We start from the raw sequence: 26,949 nt of genomic DNA, 5'->3' as shown, positions 1-26,949 counted from the left end.
TGGTGCCAGATGAATCAACAGCATGGACAAGGACAGAACGCGGATGTCATGGACATTAGTGTGATTATGCCCACTTATAATTGTTTAGCTTGGTTGCCGCGCGCGTTGCACAGCATTCGTCGGCAAGGCGCGGTGCGAGAAATTATGATTGTTGATGATGGTTCAACTGATGGTTCTCGCCAATGGTTACGCCAGCAAAGCGATGTTCGTTTACTAGAAACAAACAGATTAGGCGCCGGAGGTGCGCGCAATTATGCAATTCGCAATGCAAAAGGAAAATGGATCGCATTTTTAGATGCTGATGATTACTGGCTAGGGCATAAGCTCGCAAGGCAATATGCTCAGTTAGAGCAATCTCCCTCGGCGGTCATGAATATTACGGATTTTCGCCATATGAGTAATGAAGGGGAAAATCTGGGCCGATGTTTTACGCCTGTCGTTTGGCCTTACTTTGGTCGTCTCTGGAAAAAACGACACGCAGCTGGCATGGGGGTACATGAATTCCAGCTATTTGCGGCGCTGTATCAAGAGAACTTTGTGGGGACCTCCTGCGTTCTTGTCGCAAAGCAATCTTTAGAAAATGTGGGTGGATTTGATACCGAGCTGAGCTCAGCATCTGATTGGGATTTATGGTTAAAGGTTGCGATGCAAGGAACAATTCAAGTGATGCCATTTGTCGGTATGCACTATTGGGTTGAACGCCCAGGTTCTATTACGCGAGCAAGACAAAAACGTATCGATGCAATATCAGTGATACTGACTCGCCATGGCAAAGCGCAACCCTTAACGATGTTCAATCGGCTTCGGGCGTATCAGCGCTGGTATGAAGGTCGCGCTGAACAAAGACGTGAAGCAAAGGCGATATTTACTGCTATTCTTTATGAGCTGGTGGCATGGTTGCACTGGCCGCAGACGAGAATGCTAAAACGTATGCTTAAAGATGCCCTGCCCATATTGAATAAATAACCATCAAAGCACCTCGTTTTGGTAACCAAATGGTTAGCAAAATGTGCCTTTCTGAAGCGATTTGCTCACAATCTGAGCGAACAACGAAAAAAAGTGATTTTTTTCACAAAAAGGGTTGCCAAAGAAAATCGTCGCCCTATAATGCGACCCCACTGACACGGCGGACGCAAACAAAGCACGAAGCCAGAGCCAGTAAGGCTTGAAGCTGAAAAAGAAAATTCAAAAAAGTGTTTGACACTGACTTTCTTCTCAGTAGAATGGCCGCCTCGCTTAAGGGTGATGCGAATCACTAAAAAGCGAAGTCAATAAGACGTTTTTAATTTCGAGAATGACTCGAAAATAAATTGAAAATTTCTTCTTGACTTCAAGTTAGGAAAGCGTAAGATACGCCTCCCTGACAAAGCAGCGAAGCTGCTGAGTCAACGCTCTTTAACAATGTAACCAATCAATCTGTGTGGGCACTCGTTATTGATAGTCGAAAGATTTAAATCAATGAGCTGAGTGACCAAACAAATCGAAAGATTTGGCACAGTCAATTCACATTACGATAGTAATGTAATCAGTATTCATTGAGTCGGTCGAAAGACCAAAAAAACTTTTAATTGAAGAGTTTGATCATGGCTCAGATTGAACGCTGGCGGCAGGCCTAACACATGCAAGTCGAGCGGCAGCGACATAAACAATCCTTCGGGTGCGTTTATGGGCGGCGAGCGGCGGACGGGTGAGTAATGCCTAGGAAGTTGCCCAGTAGAGGGGGATAACCATTGGAAACGATGGCTAATACCGCATAATCTCTTTGGAGCAAAGCAGGGGACCTTCGGGCCTTGTGCTACTGGATACGCCTAGGTGGGATTAGCTAGTTGGTGGGGTAAAGGCTCACCAAGGCGACGATCCCTAGCTGGTCTGAGAGGATGATCAGCCACACTGGAACTGAGACACGGTCCAGACTCCTACGGGAGGCAGCAGTGGGGAATATTGCACAATGGGCGCAAGCCTGATGCAGCCATGCCGCGTGTGTGAAGAAGGCCTTCGGGTTGTAAAGCACTTTCAGCAGTGAGGAAGGTGGTAAGATTAATACTCTTATCATTTGACGTTAGCTGCAGAAGAAGCACCGGCTAACTCCGTGCCAGCAGCCGCGGTAATACGGAGGGTGCGAGCGTTAATCGGAATTACTGGGCGTAAAGCGCATGCAGGCGGATGATTAAGCCAGATGTGAAAGCCCCGGGCTTAACCTGGGAATAGCATTTGGAACTGATCATCTAGAGTCTTGTAGAGGGGGGTAGAATTTCAGGTGTAGCGGTGAAATGCGTAGAGATCTGAAGGAATACCGGTGGCGAAGGCGGCCCCCTGGACAAAGACTGACGCTCAGATGCGAAAGCGTGGGTAGCAAACAGGATTAGATACCCTGGTAGTCCACGCCGTAAACGATGTCTACTTGGAGGTTGTTCCCTTGAGGAGTGGCTTTCGGAGCTAACGCGTTAAGTAGACCGCCTGGGGAGTACGGTCGCAAGATTAAAACTCAAATGAATTGACGGGGGCCCGCACAAGCGGTGGAGCATGTGGTTTAATTCGATGCAACGCGAAGAACCTTACCTACTCTTGACATCCATAGAACTTAGCAGAGATGCTTTGGTGCCTTCGGGAACTATGAGACAGGTGCTGCATGGCTGTCGTCAGCTCGTGTTGTGAAATGTTGGGTTAAGTCCCGCAACGAGCGCAACCCTTATCCTTGTTTGCCAGCACGTAATGGTGGGAACTCCAGGGAGACTGCCGGTGATAAACCGGAGGAAGGTGGGGACGACGTCAAGTCATCATGGCCCTTACGAGTAGGGCTACACACGTGCTACAATGGCGTATACAGAGGGCGGCGAACCAGCGATGGTAAGCGAATCCCAAAAAGTACGTCGTAGTCCGGATTGGAGTCTGCAACTCGACTCCATGAAGTCGGAATCGCTAGTAATCGTGGATCAGAATGCCACGGTGAATACGTTCCCGGGCCTTGTACACACCGCCCGTCACACCATGGGAGTGGGCTGCAAAAGAAGTGGGTAGTTTAACCTTCGGGAGGACGCTCACCACTTTGTGGTTCATGACTGGGGTGAAGTCGTAACAAGGTAGCCCTAGGGGAACCTGGGGCTGGATCACCTCCTTACCTAAAGACTACTGACAAGTGTCCACACAGATTGATTTGGTTATAAAGATAAAGAGACGTTTTGTGTAAACAAAACATCCCAAGTGTCCCGTTCGTCTAGAGGCCTAGGACACCGCCCTTTCACGGCGGTAACAGGGGTTCGACTCCCCTACGGGACGCCACTATGGGTCGTTAGCTCAGTTGGTAGAGCAGTTGACTTTTAATCAATTGGTCGCAGGTTCGAATCCTGCACGACCCACCATCTACTCTTCTTAGCTAGATGGACTACAGTGGGCGATTAGCTCAGTTGGGAGAGCACCTCCCTTACAAGGAGGGGGTCACTGGTTCGAGCCCGGTATCGCCCACCACTCTCTAATGGTTTTCAGCGATGAAGATTCAGCGATTTAATTGTTGAGTCGGAATTTTCGACGCCGAGAGATATTAGAAAGTGCTTATCTCGTAAGAGAAAAACACATTGCTCTTTAAAAATTTGGAAAGCTGACTAGTAAATTCATTTGAATGTAAGTTCAATGAATAACTAAAAATGTTTATTCATATACCCATATGAATAAACGAGTTCTCAAAAACACAATCAAGTGTCTTGAGTACGGCGAAAACTAGAAATCTTGGTGACTGTTCATATAGCCCTCTTCGGGTTGTATGGTTAAGTGACTAAGCGTATACGGTGGATGCCTTGGCAATCAGAGGCGATGAAGGACGTACTAACCTGCGATAAGCCATGAGGAGACGGTAAGAGTCATTACTACTCATGGATTTCCGAATGGGGAAACCCACTTGCATAAGCAAGTATCTTGCAGTGAATACATAGCTGTAAGAGGCGAACCGGGAGAACTGAAACATCTAAGTACCCCGAGGAAAAGAAATCAACCGAGATTCCGAAAGTAGCGGCGAGCGAAATCGGACCAGCCCTTAAGTTTTTAGTGTGCTAAGCGAACGTTCCTGGAAAGGACGGCGATACAGGGTGATAGCCCCGTAGCTGAAAGTGCACTTTAGATGAAATCGAGTAGGACGGGACACGTGGTATCCTGTCTGAATATGGGGGGACCATCCTCCAAGGCTAAATACTCCTGATTGACCGATAGTGAACCAGTACCGTGAGGGAAAGGCGAAAAGAACCCCTGTGAGGGGAGTGAAATAGAACCTGAAACCGTATACGTACAAGCAGTGGGAGCACCTTCGTGGTGTGACTGCGTACCTTTTGTATAATGGGTCAGCGACTTATATTCAGTGGCGAGGTTAACCGATTAGGGGAGCCGTAGCGAAAGCGAGTGTTAACTGCGCGTTTAGTCTCTGGATATAGACCCGAAACCGAGTGATCTAGCCATGGGCAGGTTGAAGGTTGAGTAACATCAACTGGAGGACCGAACCGACTAATGTTGAAAAATTAGCGGATGACTTGTGGCTAGGGGTGAAAGGCCAATCAAACTCGGAGATAGCTGGTTCTCCCCGAAAGCTATTTAGGTAGCGCCTCGGACGAATACTACTGGGGGTAGAGCACTGTTAAGGCTAGGGGGTCATCCCGACTTACCAACCCTTTGCAAACTCCGAATACCAGTAAGTACTATCCGGGAGACACACGGCGGGTGCTAACGTCCGTCGTGGAGAGGGAAACAACCCAGACCGCCAGCTAAGGTCCCAAAGTATTGCTAAGTGGGAAACGATGTGGGAAGGCTCAGACAGCCAGGATGTTGGCTTAGAAGCAGCCATCATTTAAAGAAAGCGTAATAGCTCACTGGTCGAGTCGGCCTGCGCGGAAGATGTAACGGGGCTAAGCAATACACCGAAGCTGCGGCAATGTACTTTAGTATATTGGGTAGGGGAGCGTTCTGTAAGCTGTTGAAGGTGAACTGAGAAGTTTGCTGGAGGTATCAGAAGTGCGAATGCTGACATGAGTAACGACAAAGGGAGTGAAAAACTCCCTCGCCGGAAGACCAAGGGTTCCTGTCCAACGTTAATCGGGGCAGGGTGAGTCGGCCCCTAAGGCGAGGCTGAAAAGCGTAGTCGATGGGAAACGGGTTAATATTCCCGTACTGCTGATAACTGCGATGGGGGGACGGAGAAGGCTAGGTGGGCCAGGCGACGGTTGTCCTGGTTCAAGGGTGTAGGTTGAGTGTTTAGGCAAATCCGGACACTTAAGACTGAGACCTGATGTCGAAGCCACTACGGTGGTGAAGTCATTGATGCCATGCTTCCAGGAAAAGCCTCTAAGCTTCAGGTTATCAGGAACCGTACCCCAAACCGACACAGGTGGTCGGGTAGAGAATACCAAGGCGCTTGAGAGAACTCGGGTGAAGGAACTAGGCAAAATGGTACCGTAACTTCGGGAGAAGGTACGCTCTTGATGGTGAAGTCCCTTGCGGATGGAGCTGCTGAGAGTCGCAGATACCAGGTGGCTGCAACTGTTTATTAAAAACACAGCACTGTGCAAATTCGAAAGAAGACGTATACGGTGTGACGCCTGCCCGGTGCCGGAAGGTTAATTGATGGGGTTAGAGGTAACTCGAAGCTCTTGATCGAAGCCCCGGTAAACGGCGGCCGTAACTATAACGGTCCTAAGGTAGCGAAATTCCTTGTCGGGTAAGTTCCGACCTGCACGAATGGCGTAATGATGGCCACGCTGTCTCCACCCGAGACTCAGTGAAATTGAAATCGCTGTGAAGATGCAGTGTACCCGCGGCTAGACGGAAAGACCCCGTGAACCTTTACTACAGCTTGGCACTGAACATTGAGCCTACATGTGTAGGATAGGTGGGAGGCTTTGAAGCAGAGACGCTAGTTTCTGTGGAGCCGACCTTGAAATACCACCCTTGTATGTTTGATGTTCTAACTTGGCCCCATTATCTGGGGTGAGGACAGTGCCTGGTGGGTAGTTTGACTGGGGCGGTCTCCTCCCAAAGAGTAACGGAGGAGCACGAAGGTGGGCTAATCACGGTCGGACATCGTGAGGTTAGTGTAATGGCATAAGCCCGCTTGACTGCGAGAATGACGGTTCGAGCAGGTGCGAAAGCAGGTCATAGTGATCCGGTGGTTCTGAATGGAAGGGCCATCGCTCAACGGATAAAAGGTACTCCGGGGATAACAGGCTGATACCGCCCAAGAGTTCATATCGACGGCGGTGTTTGGCACCTCGATGTCGGCTCATCACATCCTGGGGCTGAAGTCGGTCCCAAGGGTATGGCTGTTCGCCATTTAAAGTGGTACGCGAGCTGGGTTTAGAACGTCGTGAGACAGTTCGGTCCCTATCTGCCGTGGGCGTTGGAAGATTGAGAGGGGCTGCTCCTAGTACGAGAGGACCGGAGTGGACGAACCTCTGGTGTTCGGGTTGTCACGCCAGTGGCATTGCCCGGTAGCTAAGTTCGGAATCGATAACCGCTGAAAGCATCTAAGCGGGAAGCGAGCCTCAAGATGAGTCTTCCCTGAGACTTTAAGTCTCCTAAAGGGTTGTTCGAGACTAGAACGTTGATAGGCAGGGTGTGTAAGCGTTGTGAGACGTTGAGCTAACCTGTACTAATCGCCCGTGAGGCTTAACCATACAACACCCAAGAGGGTTTTACGTACACAAGCTTGATTGTGTTGAGAACGAAGCAAGAACTAGTCGAATAAAGCTTTCCAGATTTAACAAATTTGCTTGGCGGCCATAGCGCTGTGGACCCACCTGATTCCATGCCGAACTCAGAAGTGAAACGCAGCTGCGCCGATGGTAGTGTGGGGCTTCCCCATGTGAGAGTAGGTCACCGCCAGGCTTCAAATTTAATCTAGCGACTGAGTCGAGAGATAAAGAATTAGTGCTGATATAGCTCAGTTGGTAGAGCGCACCCTTGGTAAGGGTGAGGTCCCCAGTTCAAATCTGGGTATCAGCACCACGAATTTGTTTGATGTCCATAGCGCTGTGGTCCCACCTGATTCCATGCCGAACTCAGAAGTGAAACGCAGCTGCGCCGATGGTAGTGTGGGGCTTCCCCATGTGAGAGTAGGTCACCATCAAACTTTCACTCTTGAAGTGAAAATAATATTTTTAATTTTAAGAATATTATCTTGACTTCAAGTTAGGAAAGCGTAAGATACGCCTCCCTGACAAAGCAGCGAAGCTGCTGAGTCAACGCTCTTTAACAATGTAACCAATCAATCTGTGTGGGCACTCGTTATTGATAGTCGAAAGATTTAAATCAATGAGCTGAGTGACCAAACAAATCGAAAGATTTGGCACAGTCAATTCACATTACGATAGTAATGTAATCAGTATTCATTGAGTCGGTCGAAAGACCAAAAAACTTTTAATTGAAGAGTTTGATCATGGCTCAGATTGAACGCTGGCGGCAGGCCTAACACATGCAAGTCGAGCGGCAGCGACATAAACAATCCTTCGGGTGCGTTTATGGGCGGCGAGCGGCGGACGGGTGAGTAATGCCTAGGAAGTTGCCCAGTAGAGGGGGATAACCATTGGAAACGATGGCTAATACCGCATAATCTCTTTGGAGCAAAGCAGGGGACCTTCGGGCCTTGTGCTACTGGATACGCCTAGGTGGGATTAGCTAGTTGGTGGGGTAAAGGCTCACCAAGGCGACGATCCCTAGCTGGTCTGAGAGGATGATCAGCCACACTGGAACTGAGACACGGTCCAGACTCCTACGGGAGGCAGCAGTGGGGAATATTGCACAATGGGCGCAAGCCTGATGCAGCCATGCCGCGTGTGTGAAGAAGGCCTTCGGGTTGTAAAGCACTTTCAGCAGTGAGGAAGGTGGTAAGATTAATACTCTTATCATTTGACGTTAGCTGCAGAAGAAGCACCGGCTAACTCCGTGCCAGCAGCCGCGGTAATACGGAGGGTGCGAGCGTTAATCGGAATTACTGGGCGTAAAGCGCATGCAGGCGGATGATTAAGCCAGATGTGAAAGCCCCGGGCTTAACCTGGGAATAGCATTTGGAACTGGTCATCTAGAGTCTTGTAGAGGGGGGTAGAATTTCAGGTGTAGCGGTGAAATGCGTAGAGATCTGAAGGAATACCGGTGGCGAAGGCGGCCCCCTGGACAAAGACTGACGCTCAGATGCGAAAGCGTGGGTAGCAAACAGGATTAGATACCCTGGTAGTCCACGCCGTAAACGATGTCTACTTGGAGGTTGTTCCCTTGAGGAGTGGCTTTCGGAGCTAACGCGTTAAGTAGACCGCCTGGGGAGTACGGTCGCAAGATTAAAACTCAAATGAATTGACGGGGGCCCGCACAAGCGGTGGAGCATGTGGTTTAATTCGATGCAACGCGAAGAACCTTACCTACTCTTGACATCCATAGAACTTAGCAGAGATGCTTTGGTGCCTTCGGGAACTATGAGACAGGTGCTGCATGGCTGTCGTCAGCTCGTGTTGTGAAATGTTGGGTTAAGTCCCGCAACGAGCGCAACCCTTATCCTTGTTTGCCAGCACGTAATGGTGGGAACTCCAGGGAGACTGCCGGTGATAAACCGGAGGAAGGTGGGGACGACGTCAAGTCATCATGGCCCTTACGAGTAGGGCTACACACGTGCTACAATGGCGTATACAGAGGGCGGCGAACCAGCGATGGTAAGCGAATCCCAAAAAGTACGTCGTAGTCCGGATTGGAGTCTGCAACTCGACTCCATGAAGTCGGAATCGCTAGTAATCGTGGATCAGAATGCCACGGTGAATACGTTCCCGGGCCTTGTACACACCGCCCGTCACACCATGGGAGTGGGCTGCAAAAGAAGTGGGTAGTTTAACCTTCGGGAGGACGCTCACCACTTTGTGGTTCATGACTGGGGTGAAGTCGTAACAAGGTAGCCCTAGGGGAACCTGGGGCTGGATCACCTCCTTACCTAAAGACTACTGACAAGTGTCCACACAGATTGATTTGGTTATAAGTTTAAGGGGCTATAGCTCAGCTGGGAGAGCGCTTGATTTGCATTCAAGAGGTCTGCGGTTCGATCCCGCATAGCTCCACCATCTTTAAACGCATTTGCTTAAGTGCTTTTAAAAATGGTTTCGAAAGAAACACATGCTCTTTAAAAATTTGGAAAGCTGACTAGTAAATTCATTTGAATGTAAGTTCAATGAATAACTAAAAATGTTTATTCATATACCCATATGAATAAACGAGTTCTCAAAAACACAATCAAGTGTCTTGAGTACGGCGAAAACTAGAAATCTTGGTGACTGTTCATATAGCCCTCTTCGGGTTGTATGGTTAAGTGACTAAGCGTATACGGTGGATGCCTTGGCAATCAGAGGCGATGAAGGACGTACTAACCTGCGATAAGCCATGAGGAGACGGTAAGAGTCATTACTACTCATGGATTTCCGAATGGGGAAACCCACTTGCATAAGCAAGTATCTTGCAGTGAATACATAGCTGTAAGAGGCGAACCGGGAGAACTGAAACATCTAAGTACCCCGAGGAAAAGAAATCAACCGAGATTCCGAAAGTAGCGGCGAGCGAAATCGGACCAGCCCTTAAGTTTTTAGTGTGCTAAGCGAACGTTCCTGGAAAGGACGGCGATACAGGGTGATAGCCCCGTAGCTGAAAGTGCACTTTAGATGAAATCGAGTAGGACGGGACACGTGGTATCCTGTCTGAATATGGGGGGACCATCCTCCAAGGCTAAATACTCCTGATTGACCGATAGTGAACCAGTACCGTGAGGGAAAGGCGAAAAGAACCCCTGTGAGGGGAGTGAAATAGAACCTGAAACCGTATACGTACAAGCAGTGGGAGCACCTTCGTGGTGTGACTGCGTACCTTTTGTATAATGGGTCAGCGACTTATATTCAGTGGCGAGGTTAACCGATTAGGGGAGCCGTAGCGAAAGCGAGTGTTAACTGCGCGTTTAGTCTCTGGATATAGACCCGAAACCGAGTGATCTAGCCATGGGCAGGTTGAAGGTTGAGTAACATCAACTGGAGGACCGAACCGACTAATGTTGAAAAATTAGCGGATGACTTGTGGCTAGGGGTGAAAGGCCAATCAAACTCGGAGATAGCTGGTTCTCCCCGAAAGCTATTTAGGTAGCGCCTCGGACGAATACTACTGGGGGTAGAGCACTGTTAAGGCTAGGGGGTCATCCCGACTTACCAACCCTTTGCAAACTCCGAATACCAGTAAGTACTATCCGGGAGACACACGGCGGGTGCTAACGTCCGTCGTGGAGAGGGAAACAACCCAGACCGCCAGCTAAGGTCCCAAAGTATTGCTAAGTGGGAAACGATGTGGGAAGGCTCAGACAGCCAGGATGTTGGCTTAGAAGCAGCCATCATTTAAAGAAAGCGTAATAGCTCACTGGTCGAGTCGGCCTGCGCGGAAGATGTAACGGGGCTAAGCAATACACCGAAGCTGCGGCAATGTACTTTAGTATATTGGGTAGGGGAGCGTTCTGTAAGCTGTTGAAGGTGAACTGAGAAGTTTGCTGGAGGTATCAGAAGTGCGAATGCTGACATGAGTAACGACAAAGGGAGTGAAAAACTCCCTCGCCGGAAGACCAAGGGTTCCTGTCCAACGTTAATCGGGGCAGGGTGAGTCGGCCCCTAAGGCGAGGCTGAAAAGCGTAGTCGATGGGAAACGGGTTAATATTCCCGTACTGCTGATAACTGCGATGGGGGGACGGAGAAGGCTAGGTGGGCCAGGCGACGGTTGTCCTGGTTCAAGGGTGTAGGTTGAGTGTTTAGGCAAATCCGGACACTTAAGACTGAGACCTGATGTCGAAGCCACTACGGTGGTGAAGTCATTGATGCCATGCTTCCAGGAAAAGCCTCTAAGCTTCAGGTTATCAGGAACCGTACCCCAAACCGACACAGGTGGTCGGGTAGAGAATACCAAGGCGCTTGAGAGAACTCGGGTGAAGGAACTAGGCAAAATGGTACCGTAACTTCGGGAGAAGGTACGCTCTTGATGGTGAAGTCCCTTGCGGATGGAGCTGCTGAGAGTCGCAGATACCAGGTGGCTGCAACTGTTTATTAAAAACACAGCACTGTGCAAATTCGAAAGAAGACGTATACGGTGTGACGCCTGCCCGGTGCCGGAAGGTTAATTGATGGGGTTAGAGGTAACTCGAAGCTCTTGATCGAAGCCCCGGTAAACGGCGGCCGTAACTATAACGGTCCTAAGGTAGCGAAATTCCTTGTCGGGTAAGTTCCGACCTGCACGAATGGCGTAATGATGGCCACGCTGTCTCCACCCGAGACTCAGTGAAATTGAAATCGCTGTGAAGATGCAGTGTACCCGCGGCTAGACGGAAAGACCCCGTGAACCTTTACTACAGCTTGGCACTGAACATTGAGCCTACATGTGTAGGATAGGTGGGAGGCTTTGAAGCAGAGACGCTAGTTTCTGTGGAGCCGACCTTGAAATACCACCCTTGTATGTTTGATGTTCTAACTTGGCCCCATTATCTGGGGTGAGGACAGTGCCTGGTGGGTAGTTTGACTGGGGCGGTCTCCTCCCAAAGAGTAACGGAGGAGCACGAAGGTGGGCTAATCACGGTCGGACATCGTGAGGTTAGTGTAATGGCATAAGCCCGCTTGACTGCGAGAATGACGGTTCGAGCAGGTGCGAAAGCAGGTCATAGTGATCCGGTGGTTCTGAATGGAAGGGCCATCGCTCAACGGATAAAAGGTACTCCGGGGATAACAGGCTGATACCGCCCAAGAGTTCATATCGACGGCGGTGTTTGGCACCTCGATGTCGGCTCATCACATCCTGGGGCTGAAGTCGGTCCCAAGGGTATGGCTGTTCGCCATTTAAAGTGGTACGCGAGCTGGGTTTAGAACGTCGTGAGACAGTTCGGTCCCTATCTGCCGTGGGCGTTGGAAGATTGAGAGGGGCTGCTCCTAGTACGAGAGGACCGGAGTGGACGAACCTCTGGTGTTCGGGTTGTCACGCCAGTGGCATTGCCCGGTAGCTAAGTTCGGAATCGATAACCGCTGAAAGCATCTAAGCGGGAAGCGAGCCTCAAGATGAGTCTTCCCTGAGACTTTAAGTCTCCTAAAGGGTTGTTCGAGACTAGAACGTTGATAGGCAGGGTGTGTAAGCGTTGTGAGACGTTGAGCTAACCTGTACTAATCGCCCGTGAGGCTTAACCATACAACACCCAAGAGGGTTTTACGTACACAAGCTTGATTGTGTTGAGAACGAAGCAAGAACTAGTCGAATAAAGCTTTCCAGATTTAACAAATTTGCTTGGCGGCCATAGCGCTGTGGACCCACCTGATTCCATGCCGAACTCAGAAGTGAAACGCAGCTGCGCCGATGGTAGTGTGGGGCTTCCCCATGTGAGAGTAGGTCACCGCCAGGCTTCAAATACTTTAAAAAGGCCATCCGAAAGGATGGCCTTTTTAGTTTGCGTTGAATTTAAGCCTACTCGAACGAAGTGACCAATTTGTCGGGAACAAATTGGAACAGCCGAAGGCTGGCCCGCAGGGCGTAAGGCAGGATGCTTTACGTAGTGTAGGTCACCGCCAGGCTTCAAATCCGAAAAAGCCCTTCACGAAAGTGAAGGGCTTTTTTTCGTCTTCAATTTTTTAAGATTTAAAACATATTCTTGAATTAAGTATGATTGATACGAACAAGAGATATAGAAAAGGCCGCATGCGCGGCCTTTTTGTAAATTGTTGGATGTCTGACTTATAAATTCTCGTCTATAAGGCTGATAACACGGTCGACTTCAGATTGACTTAGTTGCCCTTCTTTTACGAAAAGAACTTCACCATAACGATCAATTAGGATGATGGTTGAGCTTTCATCTGGAAGATCCCAAGTTTTAGCAACCTTACCTTCGTTATCGAGAACAAATGCTGACCAAGGGTATTCACGCTTACTGTCTTCTGCTGAGGATTGAACCATGCGACCAGTACCCCAAACGGCATCATCTTTATTGATGATGGTGACTGTTTGGTAGTCCATGCGATCATAGTTTTGCGCTTTAATCGCATCGATCATTGCAGCGTTCATCTCTTTAGCATTCGTGCGTCCAGCAATCGCTTGAATGAGAAACACGCGATCTTTTAGCTGCCAGCTACGCCATGGTGCATATTCTAAGCTATCTCCGTTGAGCATCAATTCACCGGCTTGGTTAACGGTTACTGCAGGAAGTGTGCTACCCATGGTGATATTGTGTGCTGCTGCAGTAAGCGGAAACAGCATTGCGAGGCCGATAAGACTTTGGCGTAATCGCATATAAAATCCTTTCAAAATTAACGATCTTTAACAGATTTTAATTCAAAATTTATTTGGCTTCCTGCTTTTTTGCTGATTTATTACTCAGTGTGAATTTATTAATGTTTCTGAGTGTATCTTTTACCTAGGCATCTGTGCCTTTATTAGTATTCGATGCCCAATCCACCTAAGCCACAGTAGCCATTAGGATGTTGATTTAAATATTGTTGGTGTTTTTCTTCTGCGATAAAGAAATGCTGTAGCTGGGCAATTTCGGTGGCAATCGGCTGTTGAATACCTGCGGCTTGGAGCTTATGTTGGTAATGCACCAGTGAGGTTTGCATTGCCTGATGTTGCTGTTGATTTTGATAAAGCAGTAATGAGCGATACTGTGGCCCTACATCATTGCCTTGGCGCCAGCCCTGTGTCGGATTATGCGACTCCCAAAAGAGCGCGAGTAATTGTGTTAGCGTGACTTCAGAGGGTATGAAGTGTATTTTCACGACCTCAGCATGATCGCTATTTCCGGCGCATACGTCTGCATAATTTGCTGACTCATGAAACCCGCCAGCGTATCCCACTTGCGTCATACACACCCCTGGCTGTTGCCAAAACAATCTCTCAGCGCCCCAAAAACATCCCATGCCAACGACAAGAGAGGCGGCTGTTTGTGGAATATCACCATATGGTTTTTGATAGATGGGATGCAAGGTTGACATGGGTGACTCCTCGTTGAGAAAAAAGCCAAGTGAGGTTTAGCTTCTACTTGATGTAAGCTAACATTAGCACCACCTGCCAAGGGATGCAGGCAATCTCCTTTTCAACATAGATAACTGATGCTACGTATACGCGACTCACTGATTACCTTTCTCTTCTGTTTATTGTTTTCAGCAACAAGTATTGCTGCGCCTAAAATTAAGGTTTCAGGTGTTGAAGGTGCATTGGCCGATAATGTTCAGGTATATATTGATAGCCTTTCAACGCGTGATATTGAGATCTCGCAGCGCTTTCAGCGACAGCTTGAGTCAACGCTTAATCATGCCTTAAACGCTCTGGGCTATTATCAGCCAAGTTATGAAATCAAGATGGATGGTGAAGCGGACAAGGGCACTATCTATGTGCATATCACACCAGGACGTCCAGTTCGTTACCAAACAATTGATCTCAGTATTGAAGGTGCGGCAAAAGATGATCCTGATTTTAAGACCATCATCGAGAGCGCACCCAAGGTGGGTGATATTGTCGCGCAGTATAAATATGATGATTTAAAATCCAAATTGCGTGCGTTGGCGTTGCGTAAAGGCTATTTCGATGCTGATTTTAGCTTAAGTAAACTCGAAATTGCGCCGAGCCATTTTCAGGGCTTTTTACGATTGCATTTTAATTCAGGCCCGCGCTATTACTTTGGCGATGTCACCTTTGAAGGTGCGCAAATTCGCGAAAACCGCCTTCGATCCATGCTGCCATTTCAGCCGGGTGATCCCTATGATGCGGATGTCCTCGGTGAATATACACAGCGTTTGTCCAATGCCAATTGGTTCTCTTCTTTGGTGGTTCAGCCTGAATTAGACAATTTAAAAGGCCTCGCTATTCCGATTCGCGTGCAAGTAGCACCTGCTGCTGAAAACAAGGTCGAGACTGGTTTGGGTTATTCAACAGACCAAGGGATGCGTTTTAAGATCAATTGGTCAAAGCCCTGGATCAACAGCCTAGGGCATAGTATCGATACTAAACTGTCACTTTCTCGACCTGAGAAAACGGCTGAGATTGCCTATAAATTCCCGCTCAATGATGTGCTCAATGACTATTATCAGGTGCAGTTTGGTTGGCGGGATCTAAACAATAACGATACCGACAGTACTGAATATACCTTAAGTTTTGAGCGGCATTGGATGCTGGAATCTGGCTGGCACCGGACTGCATTTGTCCGCTGGTCGCGTGAAGAGTTTGTGCAAGGCTTAGATGAAGGTATTACCAATCTGGTGCTGCCAGGGATCTCATACAGTCGTACGCGATCTCGTGGTGGCAGCATGCCGACGTGGGCGGATAAGCAGCAAATCACCTTTGAGGTTTCAGATGAGGTTTGGCTGTCTGATGTGCAGCTGGCGCGTTTACGAGGACGTACCGCATGGATTCGCAGCCTTGGTGAAAACCATCGTTTTTTAACACGTTTGGATGGCGGTATCGTGATGACGGGTGAATTTAGTGAAGTCCCGCCTTCGATTCGTTACTTTGCTGGCGGTGATAATAGTATTCGCGGCTATAGCTATGAATCATTGTCGCCGCGCGATGCTTCTGGACAGCTAACCGGTGGTCAATATCTCGCAACAGGATCGCTTGAGTATCAGTATCGAGTTATGGGCAATTGGTGGCTTGCAACCTTTGTCGATAGCGGTAGCGCTTGGACCGACGAGCCCGTTTGGTATACAGGCACTGGTGTGGGCATTCGCTGGGCCTCTCCGCTGGGGCCGATTCGCCTTGATTTTGCCTGGGGGCTAGATGAAGAGGTGGACGATAATTTTCAAATTCATTTAGCTTTAGGGCCTGAATTCTAAGGTGGTTTTGTTTTGTTGATTCTGAAAAAGCTTTGGCGTTATGTCTGTCGGCCAGTGCTTTGCTTCTGCCTATTCTTACTTGTATTGGCGCTCTTTGTGATCGCAACGCCTTGGGGCTTGTCTCTGGGGTTGTGGAGTGCACAAAAGGCATTGCCTGAGCTATCCATTGAATCACATCAAGGCAGTGTATTGGGCGGATTTTCTCTGACCAATATTCAGTTCAAAGATCCTGAGTTAGGCGTCGATTTTGCCCTTGCACAGTTTGAGTTTGACTGGCAGGCGAAAAGTTTACTTGAAGGTCACTTACATGTGCAGCGACTGGCTGCGCTGGGCCTTCAATTTGCGATGGCAGAAACCAATCCCCAAACGCCGAAAACAAATCAACAGTCACAGGCTGCTCAGAGTGCGCCTGAAGTAGAGCCTTCTGCTTCACTTTCCTTGCCAATTACCATTGCCGTTGATCAACTGCTACTTCAAGACGGTGATGTAAAAGTTCCAAATACAGAGATCAAATGGAAAAAAATTGAGACGGGTGCACAGCTCAGTGACGCGCAGGGCGTGCATGTATTGCCAACCGTTATTGATGGCTTGGGCATTATTTTAACGGGCTATAGTGACGAGCCGACACAATTGCCATTGCCAGTCATTGCCGTACCTTTCCCGATTCAGCTGGATGACTTTGCTGTACGCAATATCTATGTTGAAGAGCAGATTGCGAAAAACAAAATGCGCTTTGTCACGTTGCCCAATGGCCGAGTGAGTGCGGCGATGCAGGGAAGTGATATCAACATCAGTCAATTGTTAGTTGAGAGCCGTGAATATGGCGATGTATCAGGACATGGCAATATTCGGCTTGCAGGTGATTATCCTTTGGATGTTCAGTTAAAAGCGCAGCCCAACTTTACGCCTTTTACGAAAACGAAGCTCACTGCCGATGTCAGTGGTAGTCTGATGAAGATGGCGGTTTCTTTGCGCGCCAAAGGTGAGCTCAATGCGATAGCCAAGGCGAGTTTTGAGCCTTTTACTGAGCAGTTTCCTTTCCGTTTATCACTCAATAGTCGTCAAGTCAGTTGGCCTTTTACGCCAGTAAAAGGGGAAAGCGCCACCAAGGTGAATGATCTGCAATTTACTGCGGGTGGCAACCTCAATCGTTATCAGCTGTCACTAAAAGGTGATGTGCAATATGACGATTTTCCTAAAGTGCTCGTCAATGCCAAAGGCTTTGGCGATCTTAATCAGCTGACCTTAAAGCAGGGTGATTTTAACCTGCTTGATGGCACCATTGCGGTGCAGGGCAAAGTAGATTGGCGCAAGCAAGTCAATTGGCAATCCACTTGGCAGTTATCTGGGTTAAATATTGCAAGCTGGCGGCCAGATTGGGATGGGACGTTAAAGGGACGATTGTCCATTGATGGCGATATCGGCAGCAATGGCGAAACCCATATCGACTTTAAGGATGTCGCGCTCAATGGTCGTCATCGCCAGCTACCATTGCAGTTGGTTGGGGATGCCAAACTGACGGTTGCAGATGAAATGCGCTTTGATAGTGATGGCCTCACCCTGAGCCATGGCCCCAACAAAGTATTGGTGAAAGGTTATGTGACCGATCAATGGCGTTTAACCATGAGCTTGAATGGACCCAATTTAGCCGATAGCTATCCCCCATTGCATGGTTCGGTTATGGGTGATGTGTCAATTCGCGGTGCGCTGAAACAACCCAAGATTAAAACATCCTTAACGGGTCGAAATCTGATTTGGCAAGATGAGTATCGGGTGGCGCAAGTCGATGTGGATGGCCTGTATCAAGGGGAGAAGGCGCAGAATAAATTGACGTTGCGCGTGGTGAAAGTCAAAGCAGATCCCATTGATATTCGCCAGGCCAACTTGGCATTAACGGGGAATCTTGCGCAGCACCAATTGACCTTGAATATGTCAGGGACACCACTGGCCACCAAACTTAAATTAACCGGTGGCTATCAAGATAAAACGGGTTGGCAGGGTGAATTGGCATCGGCTGAGATCACCACGCCACTTGGTCCGTGGTTGCTAGACAAAGCGACGCAAATTCAATGGCAACAGAAAAAACAGCAGTTGTCAGTCTCGCCGCACTGTTGGAATCATAATGATTCATCACTGTGCCAAGTGACAGCCATGGAGCTTGGCGAAAAAGGACAGTTCCATTTCACCATGCGTGATTTCAATCTCGTGGAATTGGAACCCTATCTTTCTAATGATATGGCGCTTTCCGGTGTGCTGAATGCGGATGCCAAAGGCGCATGGCTACGCGGTCAGACGCCACAAATGACAGTATCAGTCGATAGCCCCAATGGTCAGTTTTCTCAACGTTATGATGATTGGCTACGCGTGCCTTGGCAAAATGTTCAGATTGAAGCCTCTGTTGATCATCAGAAAGTAGCAACCCAGTGGCAATTGAACCTTAAAGATAACGGCGCTATTTCTGGTGTTGCCAATTTTGACAGTGTTGATATGGCGCGTGCCAATATTGATGGCCGTTTGTCACTGACGCCGATTCAGCTTGATTTCTTGCAGCCAATTTTGGGTCAGCGCAGCCTATTATCTGGACAGCTGTCCGGTGATGTTCAATTGGCCGGGCCGGTATTACAGCCTCTGGTGAATGGCAGTATTCGTCTTGAAAAATTAGCGATGAAGGGTGACAACTCACCAGTGATCGTCAATCAAGGCGATATTGATCTCAACCTGCAAGGGCAAAAAGCTGATTTGCGAGGGAAGCTGCAAACGCCTGAAGGGCAATTGACCTTAAAAGGCGACGCCAGCTGGCCAAATTTAGATACTTGGCAAGCGAACTTATTGGTACAAGGGAAAGATTTGGAAGTAGCGGTGCCACCGGAAGTGAGTTTGCGCGTGTCGCCAAATTTAACCTTGACTGCTTCTCCGGGCAAGGCGCATATCAGTGGCCGCATTGATGTACCGTGGGGGCGTATTCAGGTCGAAGCATTGCCTGATTCTGCACGCGGTTTATCGCCCGATTTGGTGATCTTGAATGAGCAATATCAGCCCATTAGTGAAGATCCTGCCTATACACTGAATGTGACCTCAGATGTTTTGTTGTCCATTGGTGATGATGTGCGAATTGAAGCCTTTGGCTTAAAAGGCGATCTCAATGGTGTTTTAAAAATTCGGCAAACCACCAAGAAAGGGCCGCAAATCAATGGTGAGATCTCCATTAATAACGGTACCTATAAATCCTTTGGTCAGGATCTGATGATTCGTAAAGGTCAGATCCTCTTTAGTGGTCCGCCAGAGCAGCCATATTTAGCCATTGAGGCGATTCGTAATCCAGATAATACCGAAGATGATGTGATTGCCGGTATTAAGGTGACAGGTCCTGCTGAAGAGCCGATTGCAGAAGTGTTCTCGGAGCCTTCGATGCCGCAGGTGAATGCGATCTCCTATTTGCTACGCGGTCGTAATTTAGATAGCGACTCTGATGCCAATGGCATGACCACAGCCTTGATTAGTTTGGGCTTAGCACAAAGCGGTAAATTAGTGGGGCAGATTGGTGAAGCCTTTGGCGTGCAAGAGCTCGCGCTAGATACCGCAGGTTCCGGTGATGACACGCAAGTGACCGTGAGTGGTTATATTTTGCCGGATTTACAGCTTAAATATGGTGTCGGGATCTTTAACTCGCTGGGTGAGTTTACTTTGCGCTATCGCTTGATGAAGGATCTCTATCTAGAAGCCGTCTCAGGTGTCGATAGCGCTGTCGACTTGCTCTATCAATTTGAATTTAATTGATAGGCTTTATTTTGTTGGCTTGGCTGCCTGCAGTTGTTGGTAGCCAAGGCCATTGGCAACGTGCTGATAGCCCATCGCGTTTAAACTTGCATCAGCGACTTCCGCGCGTCGCCCTGACCGACAATAGATCAGTAGTGGCTGGCTTTTGTCTCGGGGTAATTCGCTTCGGCGCTGCTCAATTTGATCAAAGGGGATATTAATTGCACCGGTGAGGTGCTCATCGGCAAATTCTTGCGCGGTGCGCACATCGATGATCACTGCTTCAGGCGCTTTGGCCAATCGCCAAAATTCAGCTTCGGAAACAATTTTAGCCTGTGCAGCGTTTGTTCCCAGTAGGGCAAGACCTAGAGCCAAAAGGCGTTGTGCTTGTTTTAAATTCAGTCGGTACATCACTTCTTTTTTCCTTCCTTGAACAATGGCAATAAAAAGCGCGCTTGCGCGCGCCATGGTGTGTGCTTTTCATTGCTGATGATATTTTTAGCCTATAAGCGATAGGCTTACGACTGCTGCGCTCGCTCATAGGCTGTGAGGATCTCATCACGCGCATCACTAATATCAGACCAGCCTTCAACACGAACCCATTTATTTGGCTCTAGCTCTTTGTAACGCTCAAAAAAGTGCTGAATTTGCGCTTTGAGCTGTGGGCATACATCGCCAATCCCTTGAATATGATCAAACATCGGGGTGACTTTACTGTGTGGCACGGCTAGCACCTTTGCATCTTCACCAGATTCATCGGTCATCTTTAGCATGCCCACGGGGCGACAGCGGATCACGCTGCCCGGCGCTAAGGGATAGGGGGTCGGAACCAGTACATCCACTGGATCGCCGTCGAGCGATAGGGTGTTGTTAATATAACCATAGTTGGCTGGGTAAAACATCGGTGCCGTCATAAAGCGATCAACAAACAGCGCGCCAGTGTCTTTATCCACTTCATATTTGATGGGATCGGCATTGGCTGGGATCTCAATGACAACGTAGAGATCATCGGGCAGTGCTTTACCAGCAGGAACGTTCTTTAAACTCATGTGGGCATCCTTGTAACCGTGAGTGATGGTTTATCGAGTATAGCGAATTTTGCAATATCAGTAGCTTAAGCTTGTTTTTCAATATGTTTCTCAAGCGATTGGCTGCGATTGAGTAGCTGTTCCACATGACTCACCATATTCGCAGAGCCGATGATCAGCGGCACCCGCTGGTGGAGATCCTGAGGCGATAGATCCAAAATAGGCTGCTGGCCATCACTGGCTTTACCGCCGGCTTGCTCAATCAAAAAAGCCATGGGATTACATTCATAGAGAAGGCGCAATTTTCCCTGCGGGTGTGCTTGGCTGCTGGGATATAAAAAGATGCCGCCAACCAAAAGGTTGCGATGAAAGTCAGAGACGAGGGAGCCAATATAGCGCGCGCTGTAAGGGCGCTGCGTGCTGGCATCTTCGCTTTGACAATATTTGAGATAGTCTTTAATTCCTTGCGGAAAGCGTTGGTAATGACCTTCGTTAATGGAATAGATTTTGCCTTGCTTGGGTGTGCTCATATTGCCGTGGGAGAGATAGAACTCGCCGACACTGGGGTCAAAGGTAAACCCATGAACGCCATGCCCGGTGCTATACACTAGCATGGTTGAAGAGCCATAAATCACATAACCTGCGGCCACTTGCTGGCGACCCGGTTGTAGAAAATCTTCAATAGAGACAGCGCTGCCCCGTGGGGTTTGTCGGCGATAGATGGAAAAAATCGTCCCCACAGAAACATTCACATCAATATTTGATGAGCCATCCAGCGGATCCATGAGTACCACGTAGTTGGCATCGCGATTGTGCTCAAAGCAGATGATGTCATCTTCCTCTTCACTGGCTACGCCGCAGATTTGATCGCGCGCAGCCATCGCTTGTTTAAATACCTCATTGGCAAAATGGTCGAGCTTTTGTTGTTGCTCACCTTGAATATTTTCACTGCCCGTGGGGCCTAAAATATCGATTAAACCGGCTTTGTTAATTTCTCTGTGAACGACTTTGGCGGCGAGCGAGATGGCACTGAGCAGGGAGCTCAATTCACCTTTAGCGTGTGGAAAATTGTGTTGATTGGCGATGATAAATTCACCAAGTGTGAGAATATGGGACATAAACCCTCCAATGGCAGCGCGAATTCAATGAGGCGCGCCACAATTGCATGGTGCGCTTTACCCAACGACTTGAACTGTGCAATATAATTGTATGTTATTTTTATTCTTTAAGTGCAGGATCCTCCGCACTTAGCAGCTTAGGTAAGCACGCGAATGCATATTCATATTCTGGGAATCTGTGGCACCTTTATGGGCGGTGCCGCTGTTTTGGCCGCCAAGATGGGGCATAAAGTCACAGGGAGCGATGCCAATGTCTACCCTCCCATGAGTACGCTGCTCGAAGAGCAGGGGATTGAGATTATTGAGGGGTATAACCCTGAGCAGCTTGATCCTGCGCCAGATTTGGTGGTGATTGGTAATGCCATGAGTCGCGGTAATCTGTGTGTTGAATATGTGCTGAACCATAAATTGCCTTATGTTTCTGGGCCGCAGTGGCTGCATGATTTTCTCCTCAAGGATCGCTGGGTGCTGGCCGTTTCTGGTACCCATGGTAAAACTACCACGTCGAGCATGTTGGCTTGGATTTTGGAAGATTGCGGTTATGCGCCGGGCTTTTTAGTCGGTGGCGTGCTGGGTAACTTTGGCGTCTCTGCGCGCCTTGGTGAGTCTGATTTCTTTGTGGTCGAAGCCGATGAATATGACAGCGCCTTCTTTGATAAGCGCTCCAAATTTGTCCACTACCATCCCAACACATTGGTGATCAATAACCTTGAATTTGACCATGCGGATATTTTCTCAGATCTTAGCGATATTCAGCGTCAGTTCCACCACTTGGTGCGCACCGTACCAGGCATCGGTCGTATCATTACGCCAACGCAAACCCCAGCCATTGAAGAGGTGCTTGCACAAGGCTGCTGGAGTGAGCGTGAGTTCGTCGGTGAAGAGGGCGATTGGCAGGCGAAAAAACATCATGCCGATGGTCGTGCCTTCACGGTTTATTTTGAAGGTGAAGCTGTGGGTGAGGTTAATTGGCTGCTGGTGGGCGATCACAACGTGCACAACGCGTTGATGGCCATTGCAGCTGCGCGTCATGTCGGGGTGCAACCTGAACTTGCTTGCCAAGCATTGGGCCGTTTTATCAATACCAAGCGTCGTCTTGAGCTTAAAGGCTGCGTGCAGGATATCTCGATTTATGACGATTTTGCCCATCACCCAACGGCAATTGAATTAACCCTCGGTGGCTTGCGCGCAAAAGTGGGTGAGTCGCGTATTTTGGCGGTGCTTGAGCCGCGCTCTGCGACCATGAAGCTGGGTGTTCATAAAGCGCAAATTGCAGACGCCTTGCAAGCGGCGGATGCCGTGTTCTTGTATCAGCCGGATAATATTCCTTGGTCCGTACAAGATGTAGCAGATGGCTGTGTGCAATCAAGCTTTGTCAGCGATGATATTGATACGCTGGTGGCGGCGATAGTGGCAGAGGCGAAACCAGGCGATCAAATTTTGGTGATGAGTAACGGCGGTTTTGGCGGTATTCACAATAAATTGCTGAGTGCGCTGTTAGCGCGTGAAGCGGCGCTTTAGCTTATGTCTGACTCTGCATTGAATCCGCGCACCATTACGCTTGCTTGGACTGGGGCCTCTGGTGCGCCCTATGGACTTCGATTGTTGCAGCAACTGATTGCCGCTGAGTACCGCGTGAATTTGTTGATCTCTTCAGCTGCGCGGGTGGTGCTGGCAACCGAACATGGTTTAAAGCTTTCTGGCAATCCAGAAAAAGCCAAAGCGCAGCTGGTGGCACACCTTGAGTGTGATTCCGCATTGCTTGAGGTGTGTGGTAAGGATGATTGGTTCTCGCCTGTGGCCTCTGGCTCAGCTGCGCCTAAGCAGATGGTCATTTGCCCTTGCTCCATGGGCACCGTCGCTTCGGTGGCACATGGTTTGTCTGATAACTTGCTTCAGCGCGCCGCCGATGTGGTGCAAAAGGAGCGAGGTCAGCTGATTATGGTAGTCCGCGAAACGCCATTTTCTACACAGCATTTAGCCAATATGCATGCACTCTCGCAGCGTGGGGTAACCATTATGCCTGCCGCGCCTGGTTTTTATCACCAGCCACAAAGCATTGATGATTTAGTTGATTTTATGGTGGCCCGTATTTTGGACCACCTGAAGATTGAACAAGTCTTGGTGCCGCGCTGGGGTTATGATCAGCGCTCGAGTTGAGCGGGGCTGAGCCCTAAACTTAGTAACCATTGTTGTAAACGCGCCTGCCATAGGCGCGTTTTTTGATCGTCGCTGGCACAGCTCACCAAATAAAGTTCAATGGGCTCAATGAGCAGTGCGGCATCATGCCTCACCAATTGCTGCGGCTGGCAGGCCATCAGTAACGGATGACCGAGCAGATAGCCTTGACCTCGCTGGGCAAATTGCATCAACAAGCCAAAATCATAGTCTTGGATGGTTTTTTGCAGGCCTAAATAGGGTGGGATTTGTGAATGCTGAAAAGGTGGTAACGTCAATAAATGGGGTTGCTGCGTGGCAGCTGGCGAGCGATAAAGGTGCCATTCACAGCGCATCAGTGGCGTATTTTGATGAAGTGGATTGAGGCTTGGGCGAGCACTGAGCCAGAACTCATCGGTACTGGCTTGGTTTTGCATCAAATCATTGGCGCCTAAATAAGTAAAATGCACATCGGGCCAAGTGCTTTGGCAAAATTGCGTCCAGCTAAGCAAAATGCAGCTCGGTAAGCTGATATCTCGATACAGATGCAAACTGGGCTGGTCCAGTGGTGCGCTGAGCTGTTGCCAACTTTGTAAGAATGGCTGGCAGCGCTGTAAAAAAGCCGCGCCTTCATCGGTGAGCTGTAGCTGCTGGCGATCGCGAATCAACAATTGGCAACTGAGTTGTTGCTCTAGCCATTGCAGGCGTTTGGTCAGCTGTGAGCGCGCACAACCTAAGGTTTCTGCGGCTTTTGCTAAGCTGCCTTGTTGCCAAATGATCAGAAAGCTTTGACTACATGTCACCCAATCCATAGTGATTCCATCTGTATTTACAAAAAGTTCAAGGTATCATAGCGCCATCATATGCGTGAAGCTGCGCGATGGCTGCCACATTTTGGCAAAAAAGATGAAAACACACGGTTAGAACGTGATGTTCTCTGCGCAGTCAATAAAAACTATTCGTTATGCTGTTATCAAAGCAGCAATTTTTCTTGCAAGCCAAATAGGAATGGATGTGAGCGCAAATCCAGGGATGAAATTAACCAATCGCTTGGTGGCCTTTGTCACATTGATCGTTGTCGGTGCGATTTTTGTCGTTTTCGTCGGTGGCGCGATTAGTTTTCAACGGCTCGGTAATGCCTTTATCGAGCGCAGCATGTCTAACATGGTGACCGTGTTGGATCGTCAGCTTGCCCGCGGTCAATCCAAGGCTGAAATCGCCCAGTGGTTGCCGACGCTCTTGCAAGGATCTGATATTACGAAATTGGTGATCCAGCGCGATCAGCAAGTTGTCTTTGAATATCAATCCACACAAATCAATCACGATCTGGCGCTGCAATTTGACTATCCATTACCAAGTCAGCCCGGCTATCAGGTTCATTTAGTGGTGCAGCCTGCCTATAAAGAGATCACCGAAAGTTTTGAGGCACTATCCGCATTGTCCATTGCGCTAATTTTAGTGATGGCGGGTTTGGTCTGGGGCGGCGGCTGGTTGCGCCGTCAGTTTGCTGGCGCCGAATTGCTGGAGTATCGCGCGCGAATGATCCTCGCTGGTCGCGGCGAAAAATACAGTCAAGGACACCCATCTGAGTGGCCTGCCGCTGCAAGTCAAGTGATTGATAATTTAATGCTGGAGCTCAAAGATGCCCGCCAAGAGCGCAGCCGATTTGATACCTTTATTCGCACTCATACCTTTTTAGATCAGCTAACGGGCGCAGCCAATCGCGTGCTTTTTGATAGCCGTTTGCAAGCTGTGGTGCAAGAGCAAGGGAGCTATGGCGGGGTGATCTTTGTGCGCCTGACTGATTGGGAAGATCTTTCCGATAAATTGGGGCATCCACAGTGTGATGAGTTGATTCAAGAGGTCAGTGTCGTGCTGTCTAATGCTGTTCAGCGTTATCCAGATGCCGTGCTCTCTCGCTATTTTGATGGCGCTTTTGCGATTATGTTAGCGCAGCAAGCGCCGCAGGAAAGTGCCTCTTTTGCCGCCCATCTGATGCGTTTACTCGCACGTATTGCGCCGCCTGCACCTGTGTATAAAGACAATTGGTTCCATATTGGCATGACCACCTATCAGCAAGGAGATAGTCGTGGCCGCTTAATGGATGAGCTGGAGATGGCGCTACGCAGCGCGGAGCTCGATGGTGCCAATAGCTGGCATAGCTTTGATAAACCCTCACAACCGCACAATAGTCGCGGTAGTGTGCGTTGGCGAACCTTGTTTGAGGCGGTGCTTGCGCAAGGTGGTCCTGCGCTGTTTGAGCAGCCCGTGTTTATGACCGATGGCAAAACACGCCTGCATGATGAACTGTTTGCGCGTATTCGCGATGAAAACGGGGTGATCATTAAGGCTTCTCGCTTTATGCCCGCACTTTCTGATGTGGGGATGAATATCGCGTTTGATAAGGCGGTGGTGCAGCAAGGACTGAAAAAACTGTTGGCGCGACAAGATCAGATGGCCATTTCTTTGAATTTGTCGGGCGAGAGCCTGATCAATGAAGCCTTCCAACGTTGGTTGCGCTATGAGTTGTTATCTTTGCCGCGTGCCTATTTACCCCGAATCTATATAGAAACAACGGAAGGATTTTTGGTCCAGCATTTAGACGCCATGCGCCCCATCGCACACTTTTTGGTGGCCATGGGCTGCAAGTTGGTGGTGGATCAAGCGGGGCGCACTGTGGTGAGTACCTACTACATCAAGGATCTCAAAGTTGATGTGGTGAAATTGCATCGTAGTTTGATTCGAGATATTGGCCATCGGCCAGAAAATCAACTATTTATACGTAGTCTACTTGGCGCTTGTGGCGCAAGTCCGGTATCCGTGATTGCGGTGGGGGTTGAAACTGAAGCAGAGTGGCAAGTGGTGCGTAATTTGGGGGTTCAAGGGGTACAAGGCCGCTATTTTGGTGCGGAATTGTCGCAGCAAAGAACTGTGAGGACTCGCCCAAATTCCTATCAAAGACCAAGAACAAGATGGTCAAAGAAATGACACTCGTTCCAATTGCACAGGAAAAGAGATAGAATTTGGCAAAATAGCACTAAAAATGCGTGTAATATCACG

At 48.9% G+C, this 26,949-nt stretch carries 12 protein-coding genes, 5 tRNA genes and 7 rRNA genes; 18 read left to right on the top strand and 6 right to left on the bottom strand.

The genetic code is table 11. From position 1 onward, the window contains the following. The first annotated feature begins 9 nt into the window (after positions 1 to 9). The 13 genes from L9P36_RS11995 (at position 10) to rrf (L9P36_RS11935) (ending at position 12,415) form a co-directional block, all read left to right on the top strand. On the top strand, positions 10 to 966 hold the full coding sequence (locus tag L9P36_RS11995; RefSeq protein WP_354004726.1) for a glycosyltransferase: 957 nt from the start codon (positions 10 to 12) through the stop codon (positions 964 to 966). 599 nt (positions 967 to 1,565) lie between these two features. Next, positions 1,566 to 3,118 (top strand): 16S ribosomal RNA (locus L9P36_RS11990). An 85-nt stretch (positions 3,119 to 3,203) separates the two neighbouring features. Next, positions 3,204 to 3,279 (top strand) — tRNA-Glu (locus L9P36_RS11985). 4 nt (positions 3,280 to 3,283) lie between these two features. Further along, positions 3,284 to 3,359: transfer RNA gene (locus tag L9P36_RS11980), tRNA-Lys, on the top strand. Between the two features lie 30 nt (positions 3,360 to 3,389). After that, positions 3,390 to 3,465 (top strand) — tRNA-Val (locus L9P36_RS11975). A 294-nt stretch (positions 3,466 to 3,759) separates the two neighbouring features. Continuing rightward, positions 3,760 to 6,650: ribosomal RNA gene (locus tag L9P36_RS11970) — 23S ribosomal RNA — on the top strand. Between the two features lie 95 nt (positions 6,651 to 6,745). After that, a 5S ribosomal RNA gene (gene rrf, locus L9P36_RS11965) occupies positions 6,746 to 6,861 on the top strand. Positions 6,862 to 6,905: 44 nt separating this feature from the next. Next, positions 6,906 to 6,981 (top strand) — tRNA-Thr (locus L9P36_RS11960). An 8-nt stretch (positions 6,982 to 6,989) separates the two neighbouring features. Continuing rightward, a 5S ribosomal RNA gene (gene rrf / locus L9P36_RS11955) occupies positions 6,990 to 7,105 on the top strand. 288 nt (positions 7,106 to 7,393) lie between these two features. Next, positions 7,394 to 8,946: ribosomal RNA gene (locus L9P36_RS11950) — 16S ribosomal RNA — on the top strand. Positions 8,947 to 8,998: 52 nt separating this feature from the next. Further along, positions 8,999 to 9,074, top strand: a tRNA-Ala gene (locus tag L9P36_RS11945). 239 nt (positions 9,075 to 9,313) lie between these two features. Next, positions 9,314 to 12,204 (top strand): 23S ribosomal RNA (locus tag L9P36_RS11940). A 95-nt stretch (positions 12,205 to 12,299) separates the two neighbouring features. Beyond that, positions 12,300 to 12,415 (top strand): 5S ribosomal RNA (gene rrf / locus L9P36_RS11935). Together the 16S, 23S and 5S rRNA genes with 5 tRNA genes alongside form the textbook arrangement of a ribosomal RNA operon. Before the next feature lie 329 nt (positions 12,416 to 12,744). On the opposite strand, the gene L9P36_RS11930 is transcribed toward rrf (L9P36_RS11935), so the two are convergent. Together L9P36_RS11930 and msrA are read right to left on the bottom strand one after the other, a co-directional pair. Further along, on the bottom strand, positions 12,745 to 13,296 hold the full coding sequence (locus L9P36_RS11930; RefSeq protein ID WP_237467206.1) for a YtfJ family protein: 552 nt from the start codon (positions 13,294 to 13,296) through the stop codon (positions 12,745 to 12,747). 143 nt (positions 13,297 to 13,439) lie between these two features. Next, the gene (msrA, locus tag L9P36_RS11925) at positions 13,440 to 13,994 is read right to left on the bottom strand and encodes a peptide-methionine (S)-S-oxide reductase MsrA (RefSeq protein WP_237467204.1); all 555 of its coding nucleotides are present in this window, start codon (positions 13,992 to 13,994) and stop codon (positions 13,440 to 13,442) included. Between the two features lie 117 nt (positions 13,995 to 14,111). Here msrA and tamA point away from each other — a divergent pair, with 117 nt between their 5' ends. Together tamA and tamB are read left to right on the top strand one after the other, a co-directional pair. After that, positions 14,112 to 15,830, top strand: a complete 1,719-nt coding sequence (gene tamA / locus L9P36_RS11920) for an autotransporter assembly complex protein TamA (RefSeq protein WP_237467202.1) — start codon at positions 14,112 to 14,114, stop codon at positions 15,828 to 15,830. 12 nt (positions 15,831 to 15,842) lie between these two features. Next, positions 15,843 to 19,607: an autotransporter assembly complex protein TamB gene (tamB, locus tag L9P36_RS11915; protein WP_237467200.1), complete on the top strand. Its 3,765-nt coding sequence runs from the start codon at positions 15,843 to 15,845 to the stop codon at positions 19,605 to 19,607. Positions 19,608 to 19,613: 6 nt separating this feature from the next. On the opposite strand, the gene L9P36_RS11910 is transcribed toward tamB, so the two are convergent. The 3 genes from L9P36_RS11910 to fbp form a co-directional block, all read right to left on the bottom strand. Beyond that, positions 19,614 to 20,054, bottom strand: coding sequence for a rhodanese-like domain-containing protein (locus L9P36_RS11910; RefSeq protein ID WP_237467198.1), 441 nt, complete (start codon positions 20,052 to 20,054; stop codon positions 19,614 to 19,616). Between the two features lie 50 nt (positions 20,055 to 20,104). Next, positions 20,105 to 20,635, bottom strand: a complete 531-nt coding sequence (ppa, locus tag L9P36_RS11905) for an inorganic diphosphatase (protein ID WP_237467196.1) — start codon at positions 20,633 to 20,635, stop codon at positions 20,105 to 20,107. Between the two features lie 65 nt (positions 20,636 to 20,700). Beyond that, the gene (gene fbp, locus L9P36_RS11900; protein ID WP_237467193.1) at positions 20,701 to 21,732 is read right to left on the bottom strand and encodes a class 1 fructose-bisphosphatase; all 1,032 of its coding nucleotides are present in this window, start codon (positions 21,730 to 21,732) and stop codon (positions 20,701 to 20,703) included. A gap of 153 nt (positions 21,733 to 21,885) precedes the next feature. On the opposite strand from fbp, the gene mpl reads away from it, so the two are divergent. Beyond that, positions 21,886 to 23,253, top strand: a complete 1,368-nt coding sequence (mpl, locus tag L9P36_RS11895) for a UDP-N-acetylmuramate:L-alanyl-gamma-D-glutamyl-meso-diaminopimelate ligase (RefSeq protein ID WP_237467192.1) — start codon at positions 21,886 to 21,888, stop codon at positions 23,251 to 23,253. A 3-nt stretch (positions 23,254 to 23,256) separates the two neighbouring features. After that, the gene (locus tag L9P36_RS11890; protein WP_237467190.1) at positions 23,257 to 23,892 is read left to right on the top strand and encodes a flavin prenyltransferase UbiX; all 636 of its coding nucleotides are present in this window, start codon (positions 23,257 to 23,259) and stop codon (positions 23,890 to 23,892) included. Here L9P36_RS11890 and L9P36_RS11885 read toward each other — a convergent pair. Continuing rightward, the gene (locus L9P36_RS11885; protein ID WP_237467188.1) at positions 23,877 to 24,701 is read right to left on the bottom strand and encodes a LysR family transcriptional regulator; all 825 of its coding nucleotides are present in this window, start codon (positions 24,699 to 24,701) and stop codon (positions 23,877 to 23,879) included. The genes L9P36_RS11890 and L9P36_RS11885 overlap by 16 nt on opposite strands. A 202-nt stretch (positions 24,702 to 24,903) precedes the next feature. Between L9P36_RS11885 and csrD the strand changes: the two genes are divergently transcribed. Further along, positions 24,904 to 26,877: an RNase E specificity factor CsrD gene (gene csrD, locus L9P36_RS11880; protein WP_354004725.1), complete on the top strand. Its 1,974-nt coding sequence runs from the start codon at positions 24,904 to 24,906 to the stop codon at positions 26,875 to 26,877. The last annotated feature ends 72 nt before the right edge of the window (positions 26,878 to 26,949 follow it).

The organism is Vibrio stylophorae, from assembly GCF_921293875.1.
Taxonomy (GTDB): Bacteria; Pseudomonadota; Gammaproteobacteria; order Enterobacterales; family Vibrionaceae; genus Vibrio_A; species Vibrio_A stylophorae.
The sequence above is the reverse complement of the archived record's forward strand: the minus strand, read 5'-3'. Positions and strand labels throughout refer to the sequence as shown.

What these genes read in the sequence shown, in the direction of transcription:
- L9P36_RS11885 (WP_237467188.1), bottom strand. Translation starts at nt 24,701, where the DNA reads ATGGATTGGGTGACATGTAGTCAAAGCTTTCTGATCATTTGGCAACAA.
- mpl (WP_237467192.1), top strand. Translation starts at nt 21,886, where the DNA reads ATGCATATTCATATTCTGGGAATCTGTGGCACCTTTATGGGCGGTGCC.
- L9P36_RS11995 (WP_354004726.1), top strand. Translation starts at nt 10, where the DNA reads ATGAATCAACAGCATGGACAAGGACAGAACGCGGATGTCATGGACATT.
- L9P36_RS11890 (WP_237467190.1), top strand. Translation starts at nt 23,257, where the DNA reads ATGTCTGACTCTGCATTGAATCCGCGCACCATTACGCTTGCTTGGACT.
- fbp (WP_237467193.1), bottom strand. Translation starts at nt 21,732, where the DNA reads ATGTCCCATATTCTCACACTTGGTGAATTTATCATCGCCAATCAACAC.
- L9P36_RS11930 (WP_237467206.1), bottom strand. Translation starts at nt 13,296, where the DNA reads ATGCGATTACGCCAAAGTCTTATCGGCCTCGCAATGCTGTTTCCGCTT.
- L9P36_RS11910 (WP_237467198.1), bottom strand. Translation starts at nt 20,054, where the DNA reads ATGGCGCGCGCAAGCGCGCTTTTTATTGCCATTGTTCAAGGAAGGAAA.
- msrA (WP_237467204.1), bottom strand. Translation starts at nt 13,994, where the DNA reads ATGTCAACCTTGCATCCCATCTATCAAAAACCATATGGTGATATTCCA.
- tamA (WP_237467202.1), top strand. Translation starts at nt 14,112, where the DNA reads ATGCTACGTATACGCGACTCACTGATTACCTTTCTCTTCTGTTTATTG.
- ppa (WP_237467196.1), bottom strand. Translation starts at nt 20,635, where the DNA reads ATGAGTTTAAAGAACGTTCCTGCTGGTAAAGCACTGCCCGATGATCTC.